This window comes from Desulfuromonas acetoxidans DSM 684 (assembly GCF_000167355.1).
Lineage (GTDB): Bacteria > Desulfobacterota > Desulfuromonadia > Desulfuromonadales > Desulfuromonadaceae > Desulfuromonas > Desulfuromonas acetoxidans.
Map to the genome: position 1 here is coordinate 67,497 of NZ_AAEW02000011.1, position 20,711 is coordinate 88,207.

Consider the following 20,711-nt stretch of genomic DNA (forward strand, 5'->3'; position numbering starts at 1 on the left):
GTTATTTAAGCGATATTAAGAACATACATGATTAATCACACGTGTCAACAAGTGAAACCACCGTTTTTATTATTAAATCACAGTAAAGGGTGAGACTGTCCAGATCACTTTAGCGTCAACCGTACCGATATTCTCCCAACTGTGCGGTAAATGGGACTTGAAGGACAGACTGTCACCGGGAGTCAACTCATAGACTTCATCAACGACAGTTACTTTTAAACGGCCCTCCAACAGATAGATCAGTTCATCACCCGGATGATACATGTTGGATTCGCCACTGAGGCCGCCAACAGGGACGGTACAGTAAAAAGACGAGAACTGCGGATCGCGAAGTCCCGAGGTAAACGACTCGGTAATCATGTTGCTGCTGTCTTCATACACCGTTGCATCACGCTGACCGCTGGAACTAAAAACCACTTCATGCGTGGTTTTTACCTCTTCAACAAAATAGTCGACGCTCTTATTGAACACACGTGCCAGCTTCATAAGAATTTCAACCGACGGGATCGTCAATCCCCGCTCGACACGGGATATCATATTGGAAGACACCCCGGAGCCGTTGGCCAGCTCCTGAATGGTCAAATCACGGCCAAGACGGATCGCTTTCAACTTTTTGCCGATAATTTTTTTCAGTTTCATGGTCAGTTACTCCTTACGCCTGCTGCTGGGCGACATTGGGCGCCGGTGAAACAACCCACATTACCAACGTCTGCCCCTGATAGGTATTGGTCCAGCGATGTGGCAGGTTGGCTTTAAATGACAGCGAATCGCCATCACTCAGCAGGTAGCTTTTGCCTTCGATGATAAATTCCATCTGCCCCTTGAGCACCATGGCAAACTCTTCACCAACATGGACCATATCACCTTCGCCACTGTTGCATCCCTCTTCCAAAGTGTCATAAAACACAGTGAAGCCGGGATCACGCAGCCCTTGCGTCAAACTGACGATCTGATGTTTGTCTTCAAAGAAGAAGATGGGCTCGCCGGATCCATTCGGCGTATGTACCACTGTTGAGCCTTTTTCCGCTTCTTCAACAAAATAACTGATACTCATGCCGAAGGCACCGGCCAGCTTCATAAGAATCTCAACAGATGGCGTCGTCAGTCCGCGTTCGATCCGGGAAATCATATTGGAAGACACCTGAGATTTATTGGCCAAACCTTCAATGGTCATATCGTTATTTAGCCGCATTTTTTTCAGTTTTTTACCAATGAGTTCTTTAACCATGACAACTCCCTAGTTCGTAATAATAGAATGTTGTTTTATCATCAGCAATAACACATGTCAACGGCAGATATCCCATTTGTCGCAGAATTCGTATTTGTAGCACAGAATAAAAATAGCCATTTCACAGATAACCAGAAGATCAGATAGTTATATATGTTTGCCAAGGCACTTGTGTTGTTAAACATAGCTCATATTTATGTTTTTTTCACAACAAACACTTTTCGACTCCCTTAAACAGTATTTCAATACCCTATTTCTATTATTTATTAAGTACTCGGCGAAATATTACGAATGTTCATTCGGGTATATCGCCACATGAAGGCGTCATTAGACTGTGTTTGACGGGCCAAGGAGGAAATTGCAAAGATTAAGAGGGGAGATAAAAGGAAATAAAAAGATTTAAGAAAAAAGTTAAAGATCCTAAGTGGCCGGAATCAGGTGGGAAGAGCACAGTGGAAGTCAAAAAAAAACAGAGGATCAATCTCTATTGGCACAGCGAATGCATATTCCAAAGACAACAAAAAAGAAAAATCCTCTATTGAGCCTCGGCGCTTTCTCCTCCTTAGCCCGAGGCTATTTTTTTATCTAACTTAGCGTTCCAACAAGGAAATTCTGACTCACGCCGACAATCTCAACCGAGACAAGTTCTCCAGCAGCACCCTGCTCACCTGCGACCAGAACGGTCAAATATTCAGCACTGGTGCCTTGCCACTGGTTATTTTTTGTACGGGATTCCAACACAACGTCAACAAGCCGACCAATAAACTGCTCTCGGTACTGGCTGGCTTTTTCCTCTGCCAATACTCGAAGCTCTGCGGCACGTTGCTTGGCGATATCCCCAGGGATCTGATCGGGCATGGTAGCCGCCGGCGTTCCCGGCCGGGCACTGAACGGAAAGACATGCAGATAATGCACCGGCAAAGACGAGATAAACTCACAGGTATGCCGATGTTGCGCTTCTGTCTCACCGGGAAAACCACTGATCACATCAATACCGATCGAGACACGTGGAATTTTTTGACATAACAGTTCAACAGTGTCGTGAAACTGCCGGATGGAGTAATGGCGATTCATCTGTTGCAGAACATCATCACAACCGGACTGCAATGGGATATGAAAATGGGGGCAGATCCGAGAAGAGTGTTGTACACAGTCGATCAACGCCTCGTTGACCTCTTGAGGTTCAATAGAACCAAGACGGATGCGGCATCCATCAGTCTGCGTCAATAAAGCATTGAGCAAGTCAGTTAACGTACATTGCGGGGTCAAATCCTGACCATAGTTGCCAATATGGATACCGGTCAAAACCACTTCACGATAACCGCCCGCAACCAGTTGATTGACCTGGTCTACCACTGCAGAGGTGTTCACGGAACGACTTCGACCGCGAGCGTAAGGGATGATGCAGTAACTGCAAAAGGCATTACAACCACTCTGGATTTGCACAAAGGCACGACTGTGTTCGGAAAACGACGCTATTTTCAAGTCCGGGCACTGTTGTTGACTGGCAATATCGCCAACCTGAACCTGAGGCCCCTCCTGACACAGGATATCGATGAGATCCTGTTTTTCACTGTTGCCGATGACATACATCACTCCAGGCAACTCCGCGATCTGTTGCGGTTGAATTTGAGCATAGCAGCCGGTCACCACAATACGGCATTGCCCGTTCAAACGACGGGCTCTACGAACCAATTTGCGTGACTGGGCATCGGTTGCCGAAGTGACGGTACAGGTATTAACAATGACCAACTCTGCCCCCTGTTCAAAAGGGACAATCTGATACCCCTGTTCGCGCAGCATCCGCTCCATTGCTGCAGACTCAAACTGATTGGCCTTACATCCCAGAGTAACTATGCTGACGCAACTCATACCGTAATCCATCCACCGCCAAGGACACAATCGTCGTCATAAAAAACCGCGCATTGTCCGGGGGTCACACCATATTGAGGCTCATCGAAAACCACATCGACATCACCGTTGGGCCGGATCGACAGGGTGGCCATGGCCGGATGATGACGGTAACGAATCCGACAATCAACACGCAACGAGGTGTGTTGTGGCGGTACCGACCAAGTCACATCACGTACTTGCAGACGATCACGCTGTAAAGCGGCTTTTTCACCAACGATAACCCGCTGCTGCTCAGCATCAAGCTCAATCACATAAAGTGGTTCCGTCCAACCAATGCCGAGACCTCGTCGTTGGCCGATGGTGTAGCGATGGGTCCCATGGTGCGTTCCCAGCACTTTACCGTTAATATGGACAATCTCTCCATGGTCCGGCCATGGGCTGTCATAGCGTTCGAGAAATCCGATATAATCGTTGTCGGGAACAAAACAGATATCCTGACTTTCTGACTTCTTCCGAGAACTGAGGTGGTATTTTTCAGCCAGGTTGCGCACCTCGGGCTTGGTCAAACCGCCAAGAGGAAACAACACCCGTTTTAACTGGGCCGCACTGAGCACAAAAAGAAAATAACTCTGGTCTTTTTGTTTATAAAGCCCGCGACAGAGACGAACATGGTCCTTTTGGCGGTCGATGCGTGCATAGTGGCCAGTGGCCAGATAATCGGCCCCCAGCTCATCAGCCAACGCGAACAAAGCGCCAAACTTGAACTGTTGATTGCAACGGACACAGGGATTAGGCGTGCGACCGGCACGGTATTCGCGACAGAAGTCTCCGATAATGGCAGCATTAAAAGTGTCTCGGCAATCCAGACTGTGAAACGGAATCTCTAACTCTTCAGCAATGCGGCGCGCATCCGCCTCGCCCTGAATCGATTGATCTCCAGGCAGCAGACGCATATGGGCACCGATCACCTCATAACCCTGATCAATCAGCAGGGCTGCCGTCACCGATGAATCAACACCGCCACTCATGGCCACCAATACTGTGTTTTTTTTCATTTTGGATCCTGCAACCTGACCCCTCTACGGATTCAGGAAAAGACAGCGAAGGCACTTCCAGATGAAGTGCCTTCGTGGGGTTAAACAGGATGTTGAAAAAATCCCGTCCGGGGATTTTTCAACGACGCAAGCCAAAAATGCGATTTCCGTCTTGCTCACAAAATCAAGGACTTGAAAACATGTCCTTGATTTTGATCGCCCGTCCATGAGCTCCACAGTCTGTTTTTTCAACAGCCTGTAAATCTATCGAACGGACACAACGCTAATGGGGATCGATCTCACACTCGACCACCAAACAGTCCGAGGAAAATTCGCGCTCAAGCATCGGACTCATCTCGCGCAATTTATCAACAATGGGTGGTAATTGTTCCAGAACATAGTCCACATCATCTTGTGTTGTCTGCGGACCGAGGCTGAATCGAACACTGGAGTGCAACACCGCCTCCGCAACCCCCATGGCCGCCAGAACATGAGACGGACCATCGGATCCGGAGGTACAGGCCGAACCCGACGACGCGGCAATGCCAACCATATCCATGTACAACAACAGCCCTTCCCCTTCGATAAAGGAAAAACTGACGTTGAGGGTGTTGGGCAAACGGTTGTCCTTATGTCCATTGAGAGTGACATCAGGCAGAGCCAATACCCCCTGTTGCAAACGGTTACGCAACACCATCATTCGTGCAACATCGTCATCAAACTGTTGTTGCGCTACGGCACAGGCTTTGCCAAAAGCAACAATCCCGGCGACATTCAGCGTACCGGCACGACGCCCCTGCTCCTGATGACCGCCATGAATCAGCGATTCCAGTTCGATACCATCACGCACATAGAGGGCTCCCACTCCTTTAGGCGCACCAATTTTATGCCCGGAAAACACCATCAGATCAACACCACACTCTGCCACGTCAATCGCCACTTTACCGAGCGCCTGAACGGCATCGCAATGGAATCGTATCTGATGCTTGCGAGCAATCCGGCCGATTTCACCAATGGGAAACAGACAGCCGGTCTCATTGTTGGCCCACATGACGGAGATCAGAATAGTCTGATCGGTGATGGCAGCTTCCAGTTCAGCCAAATCAAGCATCCCTTCACTGTCCACCCCAAGATACGTGACGCAAGCCCCTTTTGTTTCCAGGTAGCGACAGGTATCGAGCACTGCCGGATGTTCCACAGCCGTCGTAATAATGTGATTGCCATTGCTTTTGAGCATTTCATAACTACCGATCAGCGCCTGATTGTCTCCTTCACTGCCGCAACCGTTAAAAACAATCTCTTGCGGCGTGGCATTGATCAGGTCAGCAACCTGCTGACGGGCATTATCCACAGCGCCTTTAACCTCTCGACCGGCCCAGTGAATACTGGAGGGATTTCCATAAGCGTGCTGATAAAACGGTAGTAAAGCATCAACCACCACAGGAAGAACCGGGGTGGTTGCATTGTTATCCAGATAGACGTTTTTCACGATCAAACCTCTTTACTTGCTGTCCTCACTCTGCTCGGCACGTTGCTGCCGAATCCGTTCCTGAGCTTCTCTGGTCAGGTCCTCAATTGAAACCGATGACAAAAACCCCCGGATGCGTTCTCCAAGTTCCTGCCATACCGTATGGGTGACACACTGGTCCGAACAGGCGCAATTGCCAAACTCATCCATACACGAAACCGGGATCAGGGTCTCTTCGACGCTGTCAATAATCTGATCTACCTTGATTTGGTCGGCGGGTCGGGCCAGAACGTAACCGCCGCCGGGACCACGAACACTCCGAACCAGCTCGCCGCGACGCAGTTTAGCGAAGAGTTGTTCCAGATAGGTCAAGGAGATATTTTCATGATTGGAGATCTCGCGAATGGAAACCGGTGTCTCCCTTTGCTCAAGGCTTAAACGTACCATGGCGCGCACGGCATATTGAGCTTTTGTTGACAGCCGCATGGTTAAGCCCTTCTTTCGTTGAGGTTGTCCTGTTTCACTTGGTCGTTCAGAACCTTCTGCTGATCCTGTAATTGGACAACCTGTTGTTCCAGTGACCGGATGTGTTCAAACAGGCGGCTGATAGCCTGGGCCTGAGGGTCCGGTAACCGGCCATGTTCAAGATCAAAAAGGTGCCGTTCATCCTGCTGGCGACGCTCCTCTTCACTGAGCACCATCCGTCCAGGCACGCCGACGACAGTCGCCTTTTCCGGCACCTCTTTAACCACTACTGAGTTAGAGCCCACCTTGCTGCCACTGCCGACCTTAAACGGGCCAAGGATCTTAGCTCCTGAGCCAATCACCACATCATCGCCAAGTGTCGGATGACGTTTTTCCTTGGCCCACGACGTACCACCAAGAGTAACGCCGTGATACAGGGTGCAGTTATCACCGATTTCGGCCGTTTCACCAATTACCACCCCCATACCGTGATCAATAAAAAAACCACGACCGATTCGGGCTCCGGGATGAATTTCAATACCGGTGACAAAACGACCGAATTGTGAAATACAACGGGCCAGAAAGTACCATTTCCAGTTCCACATTTTATGCGCAAGACGGTGCAGTTGCAGAGCATGAAACCCCGGATAGCACACGATCACCTCAAGCATACTGCGAACGGCCGGATCACGTTGAAATACAGCGCTGATATCTTCTTTTAACGTTTTAAACACGTGCAACCTCCTCTGGTGCATGCAGTTATGGGTCACTCTTAGCATTCCTGAGCATAACTGTCAACTATTAACCCTGTACGGATGGCACCATCAGTCGTGTTTTGATTAAACGCTAACAATCCATAACTTTATCCGCCCTGAAGAAATCGTTTATAAGCGGGATTGAAGGTTTCTTCGATGTAGTAATACCCCAGATGATCGAGAAATGACGTGAGCTGTTCGTGTTGATCTTCCGGAACTTCCAGACCCACCAGAACTCGCCCAAAGTCACCCCCTTGAGCGCGATAATGAAACAAAGAGATATTCCAGTTACTCCCCATCGCCGAAAGAAAGCGCGCCAAAGCACCTGGACGCTCCGGAAACCAGAAGCGGTAGAGAAACTCCTTACCCACCTGTCGCGAATGTCCGCCGACCATATAGCGGATATGGGTCTTGGCCAGATCATTATCCGTCATGTCGAGGCAATCGTAGCCGTTTTTCTGCAACAGTGTGAGAAAATCAAGACGCTCCTGAGAATCCCTGACCGACAGACCGACAAAAATATAGGCATCTTTACGCCCGGCCAGTCGGTAGTTGAATTCGGTGATATTGCGCTCATCAAGTAACGTGGTGCACAGATGGCGCAGGGCACCGGGGCGCTCGGGAATGGTCACGGCATAAAGAGCTTCCTTTTTCTCACCGATCTGAGTGCGCTCAGCCACATAGCGCAAGCGGTCAAAGTTCATATTGGCCCCGGAATTAACGGCGACCAGATGCTGACCTGTGATGCCATGCTCCTGCACATATTTCTGCAGACCGGCCACAGCCAAAGCTCCAGCCGGTTCAACAATGGAACGTGTTTCCTGATAAATGGTTTTGATCCCGCTGCAAATTTCATCGGTATTAACCTGCACCATGTCATCTACATACTGACGGCACAATTCAAAGGTCCGTCTGCCCACTTCGCGCACGGCAACACCATCAGCAAAAATTCCGACGGAATCCAGAGTTAAACGCGCCCCTAACGCCAGGGAACGGCTCATGGCATCGCTGTCTTCCGGTTCAACACCGATCACTTTGACGTCAGGACAGACCGCCTTGATAAAACTGGCCACGCCAGCTATCAACCCGCCACCACCGACAGGAACAAAAATAGCATCAAGACGACCAGCACTTTGCCGTAAAATTTCGTCGCCGATGGTGCCCTGACCGGCAATAACATAGTCATCGTCAAAAGGATGGATAAACACCATACCACTCTCTTCGATCATAGCCTGACAACGCTCGGCCGCCTCAGAATAATTATCCCCATGTAGGACCACCTGGGCATCGTAACTTTTCACTGCCGAGACCTTGATGGCCGGCGTTGTCGCCGGCATGACAATAACGGCCTTAATCCCTAACTGACATGCGGAAAAAGCAACCCCTTGGGCGTGGTTACCCGCAGAAGCGGCAATCACACCGCGACGCTTCTCCTCATCAGTCAGTTGAGCCATGCGATTGTAGGCACCGCGCAATTTAAACGAAAAAACCGGTTGAAGATCTTCGCGCTTCAACCAGATGTGGTTATTCAATGTCGTGGAGAGTGTCGATGCTGACTCCAACGGTGTTTCCACAGCAGCATCATAGACCCGAGAGGTCAAAATCATTCTGAGCATCGTATGCACAACCGCACTCCTTTGTAAGGCAATTGACCGGTTGTACCACGGCACGTTAAACGAGGTCAAACCAACAAAAAGAGCGGCACAAGCCGCTCTTTTTGTCAGGTCTGTCAGGGGAAGACAAACAAGTTCAAGGGTAGAGGTGTTCTAACTTAGTAGCGTCCAAACTCCTCATCATCAAGGGCAATCTGAACATCATCTTTTTCAGGCGTGCGTTCAACCGGAAGCGTATGGGGTTTGCGCTCATAAGCCACCCGCTCAACCTGGGGCTTCGGTTCCTGCCATGCAACAGGTTCCGGCTCAGGCTGATGCATAACCACACGGTTCTGACCTTGCTTGAGTACGAATCGTCCCAACATCTGACGCAGCTGATCGGCCTGACTGGACAGCTCTTCGGCGGCGGCCGCACCCTCTTCGGCACTGGCGGTGTTCTGCTGGGTTACTTGATCGATTTGACCTAAGCCGATGCTGACCTGTTGCACACCTTGGGCCTGCTCGTTGCTGGCCGAGGCGATTTCAGCGACCAGATCGGTCACTTTAACGATGCTTTGTACGATGTCGTTAAAGCCGCTGGCCGTACGGTCGGCAATGGTCACACCGTTTTCGGCTTTTTTGACGGAACCTTCGATCAGTTCAGCGGTTTCACTGGCGGCTTTGGCGCTGCGAGCGGCCAGGTTGCGCACCTCTTCGGCGACAACAGCGAAGCCTTTGCCGTGCTGTCCGGCGCGGGCAGCTTCTACGGCGGCGTTGAGAGCCAGCAAGTTGGTCTGGAACGCGATCTCGTCGATCACTTTGATGATCTTGGCGATATCCTGACCGGAGGCGCTGATGTCGTCCATGGCACCAATCATATCCTGCATGCTGTCTTTACCGCTGTCGGCTGCAGTGCGAGCCTGATCGGCAAGCTGACTGGCCTGGCCGGCGTTGTCGGCACTGAGTTGAATCTGGCTGCTGAGCTCCTGCATGGAGGCGGAGATCTCTTCGAGAGAGCTGGCGGATTCCGTGGCACCTTGCGATAAGGCCTGACTGGAATCGGATACTTCAGTGGATCCGGCTGCAATCTGCTCTCCTGCCACCTGGACTTGGGACATAATTTCATTCATGTCGTTGCCAAGCGCTTTGAGGGCGCCACGAATCTCGTCTTTGTCGCTGTGGGGAACCACGTCAAAGTCGAGGTTGCCGTCGGCCAGCTTGCGCAGCGAGGCGACGATATCGTTTTGCAGACTGTCGGCAAATTTGTCCATGGTGGCGGCCATCTGCCCCACTTCGTCTTTTTGATTCAGATTCATTCGGGACGACAATTGACCAGCTTCGAGACTGGACAACATCTCTACGGCGTGTTTCAGTGGACGGGAGATGCCGCGAGAGACAAAATACACCAGAGCCAAGGCCAGAAGAATGACCACGCTAACCACGACGAGAACGGCGTAGAAGATGGCGTTGAGTTCGGCCTGAATGTCATCCAGATACAATCCGGCACCGACAATCCAGCCCCAGTCACGCTGCAATTTGACAAACGAGATTTTTCCAACAGGCTTGGTGGTACCGGGTTTACTCCATTGGTAATCAACAAAGCCTTGACCGTTTTTACTGGCCACTTTGGCCATTTCGACGAAAAGCGCCTTACCGCTCGGGTCAGTTGAACCACTGAGGCTTTTACCATCTAAGTCCGGCTTGATCGGGTGCATGACCATGTTTGGTGTGGCATCCTGAATCCAGAAATAGTTGTTACCTTCATCAAAGCGCAAATGGCTTACAGCTTGTTTCGCAGCAGTTTGAGCCTCTTCCAGACTCATAGTCCCGCTTTTGTACTCTTGGGCGTAATGATCGACAACACCCCAGGCACTTTCAACCGTGTGCTCAATTTCAACATTCTTACCATGGTAAAGGCTGTCTTTAAGACGACCGTACACCCAGCCGACTGTCAGCGTAAATCCGACAACCAAGGCCATGCTCAGCACAAAAATTTTCATGGATACGTTCAAGTTTTTCATAGCTTCCCCCGATAGGTTTGGTTGGCAGGTTGTCGAAAAATCCATCCAGGACTTTCACCCACGCATAACGAAAATCAAATCTTCGTCATCTTTACAGAATCAGTCTTTAAACAATCAGGAGCTGATTCTTATCGCCCCTCCCTGGGCTCATAAATTTCGTGACTAAGGTGTTGCCTGCAGCAATCCACGATTGAGTGCATCATGAATCTCTTCGATACGACCAACCAACTTTTCGCTTTGACAAAAATCAACACCCTCGCGAGTCAGTTCAGCCAAACATTTTTTTTCACTACGCTCCAGTTCATTGCTGCAAATCAGAATGGAAACAGGCCGCTGCAAATTGCTGCACATCTCCAGGCATTGCGATTCGAAAAGTCGCTCTTCCATGCTTTCAGCAAGGGAGAGATAGTTAACAACAACCAGCAGATCAAAATAATTGTCGTTAACATCAGCATTCTTGAGATAATTAACGGCTTCCGGCAAAGAGACCGAAGATTGCACCTCCCAACCGGCGAGCCTTAATAGAAAAGATACAATTTTCAATCTCTCCGGTCGGGCTGCTGTAATCATCACTTTGTTCATAACGTTGTCCTTAGTATTAAAAAAAATTTTCATGTCATTATGCTTGTGATCTTGTTGAGATCTTTAAAGAGCAATCGTTGTGCCAGAAAGCCAAAAAGCCCATAACAAGCTGGATTGACAGAGGAAACGATCAAAAATCAACATGGTCGTAGAAACAAAAAGGTTATGCACAAAAGAATAGAAACATGCGCAATTAAAAATAAATCGCGCAAAAACGATGAGTTACATCGATATGCAGTTCTGCAAGTTATAACAATTGTCATAGCCTTTTTTAACGGCGGGAGAAGACGTTTTTCTCAACAAAAAACGGGGGGCTATTCCACACTAGAACAGCCCCCGTTTTGGGGATAGATACACGCTTTCAGTATAATTAGGCCGTCTTTTTATGCCGCTTCGACAAAGTCTCCTTCATTGATCAAGCGATCAACGTCAATAAGGATTTTCACTTCATCATTCAACTTGCCCAACCCCATAATATAATCCTCGTTCAGTTGTAATTGGGGAACCGGCTGAATCTGGTTACTGCTGATCTCGACCACTTCATTCACACGATCGACAATCAGTCCAACGGTATCTTCACCAACATTGACAACCACAACACAGGTACGATCATCATACTCACGCTGTTCCATATCAAATCGCAGGCGGACATCCATCACCGAAATCACCTTACCGCGCAAATTGATCACACCCTGCATGTAGTGTGGCATGTCCGGAACAGCGGTAATTCTCTGGATGCCGATGATCTCAATCACATGGGCGATATCGATGCCAAAATCCTCACTACCGATATGAAAGTTCAAGTACAGGTCCTTCTGTGCCATGTCCATTGTTTCAAACGTTTCGTCAACCATTGTGTTCTCTACATCGCTCATCATGTCCCTCCTGACTTCTAAAAAATCCTTAGCGGGTTGCATTCTCGCCCCAACCACTACCCTGTCCCGGAACCAATTGGGAACGCTCAACCGGAAGCGCGTGAGGTTTGCGCTCATAAGCCACCCGTTCAACTTGGGGCTTAGGTTCCTGCCATGCAACAGGTTCCGGCTCAGGCTGATGCATAACCACACGGTTCTGACCTTGCTTGAGTACGAACCGTCCCAACATCTGACGCAGCTGATCGGCCTGACTGGACAGCTCTTCGGCGGCGGCCGCACCCTCTTCGGCACTGGCGGTGTTCTGCTGGGTTACTTGATCGATTTGACCTAAGCCGATGCTGACCTGTTGCACACCTTGGGCCTGCTCGTTGCTGGCCGAGGCGATTTCAGCGACCAGATCGGTCACCTTAACGATGCTTTGTACGATGTCGTTAAAGCCGCTGGCCGTACGGTCGGCAATGGTCACACCGTTTTCGGCTTTTTTGACGGAACCTTCGATCAGTTCAGCGGTTTCACTGGCGGCTTTGGCGCTGCGAGCGGCCAGGTTGCGCACCTCTTCGGCGACAACAGCGAAGCCTTTGCCGTGCTGTCCGGCGCGGGCAGCTTCTACGGCGGCGTTGAGAGCCAGCAAGTTGGTCTGGAACGCGATCTCGTCGATCACTTTGATGATCTTGGCGATATCCTGACCGGAGGCGCTGATGTCGTCCATGGCACCAATCATATCCTGCATGCTGTCTTTACCGCTGTCGGCTGCAGTGCGGGCCTGATCGGCAAGCTGACTGGCCTGGCCGGCGTTGTCGGCACTGAGTTGAATCTGGCTGCTGAGCTCCTGCATGGAGGCGGAGATCTCTTCGAGAGAGCTGGCGGATTCCGTGGCACCTTGTGATAAGGCCTGACTGGAATCGGATACTTCAGTGGATCCGGCTGCAATCTGCTCTCCTGCCACCTGGACTTGGGACATAATTTCATTCATGTCGTTGCCAAGCGCTTTGAGGGCGCCACGAATCTCGTCTTTGTCGCTGTGGGGAACCACGTCAAAGTCGAGGTTGCCGTCGGCCAGCTTGCGCAGCGAGGCGACGATATCGTTTTGCAGACTGTCGGCAAATTTGTCCATGGTGGCGGCCATCTGCCCCACTTCGTCTTTTTGATTCAGATTCATTCGGGACGACAATTGACCAGCTTCGAGACTGGACAACATCTCTACGGCGTGTTTCAGTGGACGGGAGATGCCGCGAGAGACGAAATACACCAGAGTTATGGCCAGAAGAATGACCACACTGACAACAGCAATAACCGCGTAAAAGATCGCATTGAGTTCAGCCTGAATATCGTCAAGGTAAAGTCCGGCACCGACAATCCAACCCCAATCAGGTTGCAACTTGACAAACGAGGCTTTGCCAACAGGCTTGGTGGCACCGGGCTTGCTCCATTGGTACTCAACAAAACCTTCACCAGATTTGCCGGCGACCTGAGCCATTTCAACAAATAGTGCTTTGCCATTGGGATCGGTAATGCTGCTGAGATTCTTGCCATCCAATTCCGGCTTGATCGGATGCATGACCATGGTCGGTGTAGCATCTTGAATCCAGAAATAATTGTTGCCATGATCAAAACGAGTGTGGCTGATAGCTTCTTTGGCAGAGGCCTGCGCTTGCTCCAGGGTTATCTCGCCGTTTTTGTAGGAGTGCGCATAAAAATCGACAATGCTCCAGGCGCTTTCGACCGAATGTTTAATTTCGATATTTTTCGCATGGTACAGATGATCTTTGAAGCTGCTGTACACCCAACCGATCGTCACAGTAAAACCGACGATCAAGGCCATGCTCAGCACAAAAATTTTCATGGATACGTTCAAGTTCTTCATAGCTTCCCCCGCTAGGTTTGGTTAAAACAGTGTCTGTTTACGAGCATGCCCATTGTTAGGACTGTTGGTCACATTGTTGTGCTGCGCAGTGGCGCTCAACAAAGTCGATGATCTGATGTGACTGACACATCAGGAATGATTCACCTTGTGGAACTTCTTGGACCAGGGCTAGCTGTTCCGGCTCTGTCCATCGGTATGCGGCAAGGAGTACTGCTGACGGTTCAAGCTGGGCCAAGGTTGTCAGTTTTTCAAAACGCAGTTCACGCTGGTGGCCAAGGTGGTGATAATCGGCAACAACAAGTAATGATGATTGCCGTTCAACACTGCTGAGCCCTTGATAAGATGCCATCGCACGCCCAAGATCTTGAATAACCTCAATGGTGTAACCGGATACTCTGAATAAAAACGAAAGTATTTTCAGCCGTTCTTGATTGCCTTCGGTCAAAATCACGTTTTTCATAAGCACCTCCCTGCACAACACGTTATTTACCCTTGTGATAGAGCAACGCCCATGCCACAACGGCCAAACAAAACATAAGTCACTGTAATCGTGGCAGGTTTTATCCAACGCAACCGCATAGAAGAGTTATTAACAGGCTATGCGTTTCATCATGACGTGTTGGCCATAAAATAAAAAAAGCCCTGATTTCTCAGGACTTTTTTCAATATAACCTGTGTCATGGCTATAACGTTTGTTATATGGGTTTTCAGGCGCAAGACTCAGAGGACTTTTTCAATCGTCGACTTAATGCAGGTTGGGAAATCCCTAAAAGCTTTGAGGCGATTGATTGATTGCCCTGAGAACGCTTCATGGCTTCATCAACCAGTTGCCCGGCAACTTCATCCAGAGTGGGCAACTGCTCGGGAAACATCACCCTGCCGGTAATCGGGCAGGAGGTTGGTGCGTTTTTGTCAGACTCATCAATAGCAATGGCCTGGCGAAAGACGTCCATCGACAGGATTCCCTGACGATGCTGACTTAAGGCATCGTAAACCATTCCACGCAATTCTCGGATATTGCCGGGGAAGTGATACGTTGATAACAGGACCGGCAATTGAGGTGGATAGGTCGGCACCTCTTTATTCAATTGATCGGCAGCCTGTTCGAGAAAATGAGTGAGCAACAAGGGTAGATCTTCACTACGCTCACGCAACGGTGGCAGAACAACCTGGTGCGAGCAAAGACGGTAATACAGATCTTTTCGAAAAGCACCGGACTGCTGCTTGCCGGCAAGATCGCAATTGGTTGCACAGATGATTCGCGCTTCCACCTGACGGGGCGCATCACTGCCCAACGCAAAATATTCCTTCTCCTGTAACAGACGCAATAACTTCACCTGGGATTGCAACGACAGATCGCCAATCTCATCAAGAAACAGAACTCCTCCTGCAGCCTTGGCGATCATTCCCTCTCTGGGTTTGTCGGCGCCGGTAAACGCGCCACGAACATGGCCAAACAAGGTATCGCTGAACGCAGTGTCATCGAGTCCAGCAACATTAACCGCCACCCATGGCGCATCAGGACAACTCAAGCGGTGAACCGCTTTGGCAATCAACTCTTTACCCGACCCGGACTCGCCGACGATCAGAATGGGCTCACAACTGCAGGCGACAGCTTCAAGGTACTTGAACACCGAGATCATCATCGGACTGCGCGTCACAATCTCTTCAAACACGTCGGGATGATTCAAGCCATAGCTGAGCAAGCCACTTTTGAGCGTTTGCAACTCACGGCGTAGATCCTGTTCGGTAAGAATGCGCTTCAACCCCGTCATCAGATGGCTGATTTCAGTGGTTTTCGTATAATAATCCGTAGCCCCGAGCTTCATGCAGTTGACAGCCGTATCAAGCTGATTGAGTCCACTCAGAACGACCACTGGCACATCTGGATACTCTGCAGTGATCAACGGCAACAACTGTTCCCCGGTCGGTGGCGGCATGGTCATATCGAGAATCACCAGACTGAATGGTTGCTCCTTGAGCAGCGCCATCACTTCATGGCTTTGACTGCAGGTCATGACATGGGTGATCCCAGCCTGATATTCCAGAGTAAAGCTGAAACTCTCCAACCACTCCACCTCATCATCAACCAGCAGCACCGGAAATTTTGGATAAAGACCCGAATGTGTCATGCGTCCTCCTTATAACACGGCAACGAGATGGTGATCTCTGTCCCTGAGTCGACAACACTTTCAATCGACAGGCGACCACCATGTTCTTCAATGATGCGTGATGATATCGATAACCCTAATCCCGTTCCACCCGTCTCCCTTTTTGTTGTAAAAAACGGGTTGGTAACTTTGGCGATATTCTCCTCACTGATGCCGCAACCTTGATCAATGATCTCCAACTCAATCTGGTTATTTTTGGCATCGTAGCGCGTCTGCAGCATGATAGACGCGTCCATGTCCGGCAACGACTGACAGGCATTCATGATCAGATTAACAATGACCTGTTCAATACGTTGCACAGAACCGATGAACGGGGGCAAGTTCTCTGCATAAGTGACCGAAAAATAATTGGTCGCTTTCTTCACTGTGTTGCTTGTCAAACGCACGGCAGCCTCAAGTGCATAATTCAAATCAGCCCGACTCCCTGCGTCCAAAACCCCTTCATCGCGCACAAAGTCTTTCAAATCATCAACAATGGCCTTGATCCGCTGGCTACTGTCCTCAACCCGACGCGGTATTTGAAGCAACTTATCGCGTACTCGGCTGTAAGGCAGACGGCCGACAGTAAAATCACCATGATCTTGAACATAGTCATCGAGAATCGGCTGCAGTGACTCGAGCATCTCACGAATAATTGGCGCATTTTGCATGATCACCCCGTTGGGATTATTGATCTCATGGGCAATGCCGGCAGACAACTCCCCCAGCGAGGCCAATCGCGCCGAACGCATGGCTTCTTCACGTAAAATACTCGATTCGGTAATATCACTGGCCACTTCAATCACATTGGTGACCTGACCGTTTTCATCTTTTTGCGGAAATGTTTTGATCCCCCAGCGAACACCATCGGGCGTTGTCACGATTGAACTGTGACTTTCACCAGTTTCAAAACTCTTACGGATCGGACAATCCTTACATTCACTCAGGTTCTTATCCCAGAGCGAATAACAACTGGTCATGGGAAGGACCGCTTCATTTTTATTCCAGCGTTTTTTGCCGTGATTACACCAGAGAATTTTCATATCTGGACTGATCAGAGAGATCACATCCTCGATACTGTTCAGAATTGACTGAAATTCTGCAGAAAGCAGCTTATATTGCTCTTCGCGCTCCTGAAGTTGTCGCTGGGTTTTCTTAAATGCAGATATATCTTCAAGCAAAATCAGGATGTTTTCGCAGGAGCTTTCCGGGCCAGCCAGACAGGCCGCAGAAACCAGCAAATCAAGCTTGTGTCCGTCTTTATGGTAACGCTGCATCTCCCTGGCCTGAAGAATCAGACCATTTTCGACCAGCTTTTTGTAGTCGAGACACTCTGCTGTCATATCTTCCCCCCTGACCAAGGGGTAGAGTTGACCGAGAACTTCCCTTTCTTTCCAGCCAAACATCTTTTCGGCGCTGGGATTCCACATCACCACATACCCCTCTTGGGTCACGACAATAATCGACATGGGGGCTTCACGGATAATGGTTTCCAGAGTGGCAACGGTATTTTGCAGCTTCTGCTCAATCTGGCGGCGGGCATTGACTTCAAGATCCAGTTCATCCCGCGATGCCGTGACCTGCTGAAGATTGTGCACCATGGTGTCAAAGGAACGATACAGCGCTTCAATTTCAAAACCACTGGCATGCCCTAATTCGTAGTCCAGATCGCCCTGGCCGACACGCTGAAATCCTTCTACCGCTTTTTCAAGCGGCTTGGAGATCTGGGTGGCCAGACGGAAAGCCAGCCACAGGGCCAAACTGAACCACAAAAAAGCTGTCATGCAGACAGAGGCGACCGTACGTTGAAACATGACACCTAAACGCTGCTGGGTGGAACTGGCTGTTTCACACTGGGAATAGATGCCAACAAGCCAGTCCCAAGGCGCAAAATAGCTGTAAACAATGACATGGTCATCCGGCACTGCGGACACACCGTTTAAACCACCATCTGTGTGAAGAACATTTATTTTATCCGTCAATAGCAGGCGATTTTCATTGAGCAGTTTGCCGATGATCTGCTGGGCATATTGGGCATCCTTGCTGGTAAGCCCGGAATGTACATGGTCGTAATCAGATGACGTCAGTTGCTGAACAACCCCCTGACGGTGATTCTCCTCACGCGGCTGGGCCTCCATCATAAACAACGCACCACTGGATCCGGCCGCAATATGTTGAATGGAATGAATCAGGGATGCGAGCTCGGATTGACGTTCGCCGACATAGAGCATGCCGATAATATTTCGCTGTTGATCATATAACGGATGATAAGCAGTGTTGTACCAGTCATCGACGACAAAAGCACGACCGACAAAGCGCTGCCCCTGCAGTACTTGACTGATAACCGGATCAAATGAACCGTCCGGATGCTGTGCCGGAATATAGGTGCCGACGGCGGCCCGCCCATCAGAGCTGGGAACCGTCGTGGCGACGCGCAACATGTCACCCTGCGGATCTATGCGCTGAAACAAAGTGCAGGTAACGCCGAGCACTTCGGACAGGTGTTCGATAAAATGGCTTGTTGATGGAGATTGCCAATGATCAGGATCGTACAAGTTGTTGTTCGAAACAAATTCCAGTGTCGGAAGAACAACGTCACGACTTGAATGATCGTATTGGTTAATGATTGTCCACTGCTGGGTGCGTGGCGTGATTTGAACCCCTCCAGAACTGTTCAAAAGAGCTTGGGCGGCGTTCAAATTGTAGTGCAGACGTCGTTCAACTTCAGCCTGCAGCGCCTCAATCATGAGAATTGTATTGCGCAGGACATTTTTCGTTTGGTCGAACTCAATGGTAAACAGTTCTTCTTCGATCTCGTCCTGAACATAATCGAGTTGGTAAAACACCACAGAAACAATGGACAGAGCCGTCAACAACACCAGAACGAGCGCCATAATGGCTATTTTCGACCGAATTTTCATCATTCCACCGTGTTTAATAATTGATTGTTTCATTCTACCGTCTTTGCGCTGACTTCTCAATCACCGGAAATCAATAAAAAAACGCTCAGCTATCGACAATTGTATACAGTTTCATTTATACTAGGCGCGCTGTAGAGTCGCGGTGGAGAACCCTCTGCCCTTGTAACCTATAGGATGTCATGTCAAAAGGAGAGAACCATGTCAGAATTCAAGTACCAGGACCCGTTCCCGATGGGCAAGGACGATACCGAATATCGCCTGTTGACCAAGGAATATGTCAGCACCACCGAATTTGACGGCCAGGAAGTTTTAAAAGTCGACCCCGAAGGTCTGGCGTTCCTGTCCAACCAGGCGTTCCGCGAAGTTAACTTCCTGCTGCGTCCGGCCCACAACGAAAAAGTCGCGTCCATTCTTCGTGACCCTGAAGCTTCTGCCAATGACCGCGGTGTTGCTATGGCCATGCTGCAGAATGCCGTTGTCGCAGCTAAATTTGAGCTACCGTTCTGTCAGGATACAGGCACTGCCACAATCGTTGGTAAAAAAGGTCAGGGCGTCTGGACCGGTTGTAATGACGCTGAAAAACTCTCTGAAGGAGTCTACAAGACCTACACCGAAGAGAACCTGCGCTACTCACAAAATGCACCGATCAATATGTACGACGAGGTCAACACCAAATGTAACCTCCCGGCTCAAATTGATCTGTTGGCCACCAATGGTAGCGAGTATAAATTTCTGTTTGTCGTTAAAGGTGGTGGTAGCGCGAACAAAACCTACCTCTACCAGGAGACTAAAGCGACCATTAACAAGAACACTCTGGTCGATTGGCTGGTTGGCAAACTCAAAACCCTCGGCACAGCAGCCTGCCCTCCCTACCATGTGGCATTCTGCATCGGCGGCACCAGCGCTGAAACCTGCTTAAAAACTGCCAAGCTCGGGTCCACAGGCTACTACGACAGCTTGCCGACTGAAGGCAATGAGCTGGGTCAATCGTTCCGCGATGTTGAGCTGGAGAATGAGCTGCTCAAGCGCGCTCAAGAGCTGGGCATCGGTGCTCAATTCGGCGGTAAATACTTCGCTCACGATATCCGCGTGATCCGTTCCAGCCGCCACGGCGCGTCCTGTCCCATCGGCCTGGCCGTCTCCTGTTCGGCAGACCGCAACATCAAGGCCAAGATCAACAAAGACGGCATCTGGCTGGAGCAGATGGACAACAACCCTGCGCGCCTCATGCCTGAAGGCGAGCGCGGCAACCGTCCTGAAGTGGTTAAAATCGACCTCAACCGTCCGATGAAAGACGTTCTGGCGGAACTGTCCAAGTACCCGACCAAAACGCAATTGTCTCTCAACGGTACCATCATCGTTGGTCGTGATATTGCTCACGCCCGTTTCCGCGAGATCATCGAGCGTGGTGAAGAGCTGCCGCAATATCTCAAGGATTACCCGATCTACTACGCCGGTCCGGCCAAAACTCCGCCCGGCAAGCCATCCGGATCCTTCGGTCCGACCACCGCAGCACGCATGGACCCCTATGTGGACATGCTGCAGTCGCGCGGCGCATCCATGATCATGATCGCCAAAGGCAACCGCTCCCAACAGGTGACGGATTCCTGTAACAAGCATGGCGGTTTCTACCTCGGCTCCATCGGTGGCCCGGCTGCCGCCCTGGCCGAGTACAACATCAAGAGCGTTGAATGCCTCGATTTTGAAGACCTGGGCATGGAAGCGGTCTGGAAAATTGAAGTTGAAGACTTCCCGGCCTTCATCCTGGTGGATGACAAAGGTAACGACTTCTTCAAAGAGCTGGGGATCTAATCCACTCACCAGCGTAACGCAAAAAAGCCGGACTCCACTGGGGTCCGGCTTTTTTATTGATGCTCAGGCAAACAGATCCAAAAAACTTTT

At 50.1% G+C, this 20,711-nt stretch carries 16 protein-coding genes; 1 reads left to right on the top strand and 15 read right to left on the bottom strand.

Annotated elements, in window-relative coordinates; genetic code table 11:
• Positions 1-72: 72 nt before the first annotated feature.
• The 15 genes from DACE_RS10410 to DACE_RS17385 form a co-directional block, all read right to left on the bottom strand.
• A complete protein-coding gene (locus tag DACE_RS10410; protein ID WP_006001033.1) occupies positions 73-639 on the bottom strand; it encodes a helix-turn-helix domain-containing protein in 567 nt (188 codons plus the stop codon).
• A 13-nt stretch (positions 640-652) separates the two neighbouring features.
• Complete coding sequence (locus DACE_RS10415) at positions 653-1,228, bottom strand: helix-turn-helix domain-containing protein (RefSeq protein WP_006001034.1); 576 nt, start codon at positions 1,226-1,228, stop codon at positions 653-655.
• A 585-nt stretch (positions 1,229-1,813) separates the two neighbouring features.
• Entirely contained in the window at positions 1,814-3,100 is a 1,287-nt protein-coding gene (gene mtaB / locus DACE_RS10420; protein ID WP_006001035.1) for a tRNA (N(6)-L-threonylcarbamoyladenosine(37)-C(2))-methylthiotransferase MtaB, read from the bottom strand.
• Positions 3,097-4,137, bottom strand: a complete 1,041-nt coding sequence (gene mnmA, locus DACE_RS10425) for a tRNA 2-thiouridine(34) synthase MnmA (RefSeq protein ID WP_006001036.1) — start codon at positions 4,135-4,137, stop codon at positions 3,097-3,099. Before mnmA ends, mtaB begins: the two co-directional genes overlap by 4 nt.
• Before the next feature lie 262 nt (positions 4,138-4,399).
• The gene (nifS, locus tag DACE_RS10430) at positions 4,400-5,605 is read right to left on the bottom strand and encodes a cysteine desulfurase NifS (RefSeq protein WP_006001037.1); all 1,206 of its coding nucleotides are present in this window, start codon (positions 5,603-5,605) and stop codon (positions 4,400-4,402) included.
• 12 nt (positions 5,606-5,617) lie between these two features.
• A complete protein-coding gene (locus DACE_RS10435; protein ID WP_006001038.1) occupies positions 5,618-6,070 on the bottom strand; it encodes an Rrf2 family transcriptional regulator in 453 nt (150 codons plus the stop codon).
• Between the two features lie 2 nt (positions 6,071-6,072).
• The gene (gene cysE / locus DACE_RS10440; protein ID WP_040367004.1) at positions 6,073-6,783 is read right to left on the bottom strand and encodes a serine O-acetyltransferase; all 711 of its coding nucleotides are present in this window, start codon (positions 6,781-6,783) and stop codon (positions 6,073-6,075) included.
• Between the two features lie 128 nt (positions 6,784-6,911).
• The gene (gene ilvA / locus DACE_RS10445) at positions 6,912-8,429 is read right to left on the bottom strand and encodes a threonine ammonia-lyase, biosynthetic (RefSeq protein WP_006001040.1); all 1,518 of its coding nucleotides are present in this window, start codon (positions 8,427-8,429) and stop codon (positions 6,912-6,914) included.
• 146 nt (positions 8,430-8,575) lie between these two features.
• The gene (locus DACE_RS10450; protein ID WP_050770012.1) at positions 8,576-10,417 is read right to left on the bottom strand and encodes a methyl-accepting chemotaxis protein; all 1,842 of its coding nucleotides are present in this window, start codon (positions 10,415-10,417) and stop codon (positions 8,576-8,578) included.
• A 162-nt stretch (positions 10,418-10,579) separates the two neighbouring features.
• Positions 10,580-10,999 carry a hypothetical protein gene (locus DACE_RS10455; RefSeq protein ID WP_006001042.1) on the bottom strand — a complete coding sequence of 140 codons (420 nt, stop codon included), beginning with the start codon at positions 10,997-10,999 and terminating at the stop codon, positions 10,580-10,582.
• Between the two features lie 383 nt (positions 11,000-11,382).
• Positions 11,383-11,877, bottom strand: coding sequence for a chemotaxis protein CheW (locus DACE_RS10460; RefSeq protein ID WP_006001043.1), 495 nt, complete (start codon positions 11,875-11,877; stop codon positions 11,383-11,385).
• Between the two features lie 25 nt (positions 11,878-11,902).
• Positions 11,903-13,738 (bottom strand): methyl-accepting chemotaxis protein, encoded by a 1,836-nt coding sequence (locus DACE_RS10465; protein WP_006001044.1) that lies wholly within the window; start codon positions 13,736-13,738, stop codon positions 11,903-11,905.
• A 55-nt stretch (positions 13,739-13,793) separates the two neighbouring features.
• Entirely contained in the window at positions 13,794-14,198 is a 405-nt protein-coding gene (locus DACE_RS10470) for a hypothetical protein (RefSeq protein ID WP_040367006.1), read from the bottom strand.
• 247 nt (positions 14,199-14,445) lie between these two features.
• Positions 14,446-15,870 (bottom strand): sigma-54-dependent transcriptional regulator, encoded by a 1,425-nt coding sequence (locus DACE_RS10475; protein WP_006001046.1) that lies wholly within the window; start codon positions 15,868-15,870, stop codon positions 14,446-14,448.
• The gene (locus tag DACE_RS17385; RefSeq protein ID WP_050770014.1) at positions 15,867-18,842 is read right to left on the bottom strand and encodes a Cache 3/Cache 2 fusion domain-containing protein; all 2,976 of its coding nucleotides are present in this window, start codon (positions 18,840-18,842) and stop codon (positions 15,867-15,869) included. Before DACE_RS17385 ends, DACE_RS10475 begins: the two co-directional genes overlap by 4 nt.
• A 165-nt stretch (positions 18,843-19,007) precedes the next feature.
• Between DACE_RS17385 and DACE_RS10485 the strand changes: the two genes are divergently transcribed.
• Positions 19,008-20,621 carry a fumarate hydratase gene (locus DACE_RS10485; protein WP_006001048.1) on the top strand — a complete coding sequence of 538 codons (1,614 nt, stop codon included), beginning with the start codon at positions 19,008-19,010 and terminating at the stop codon, positions 20,619-20,621.
• Positions 20,622-20,711 lie beyond the last annotated feature (90 nt).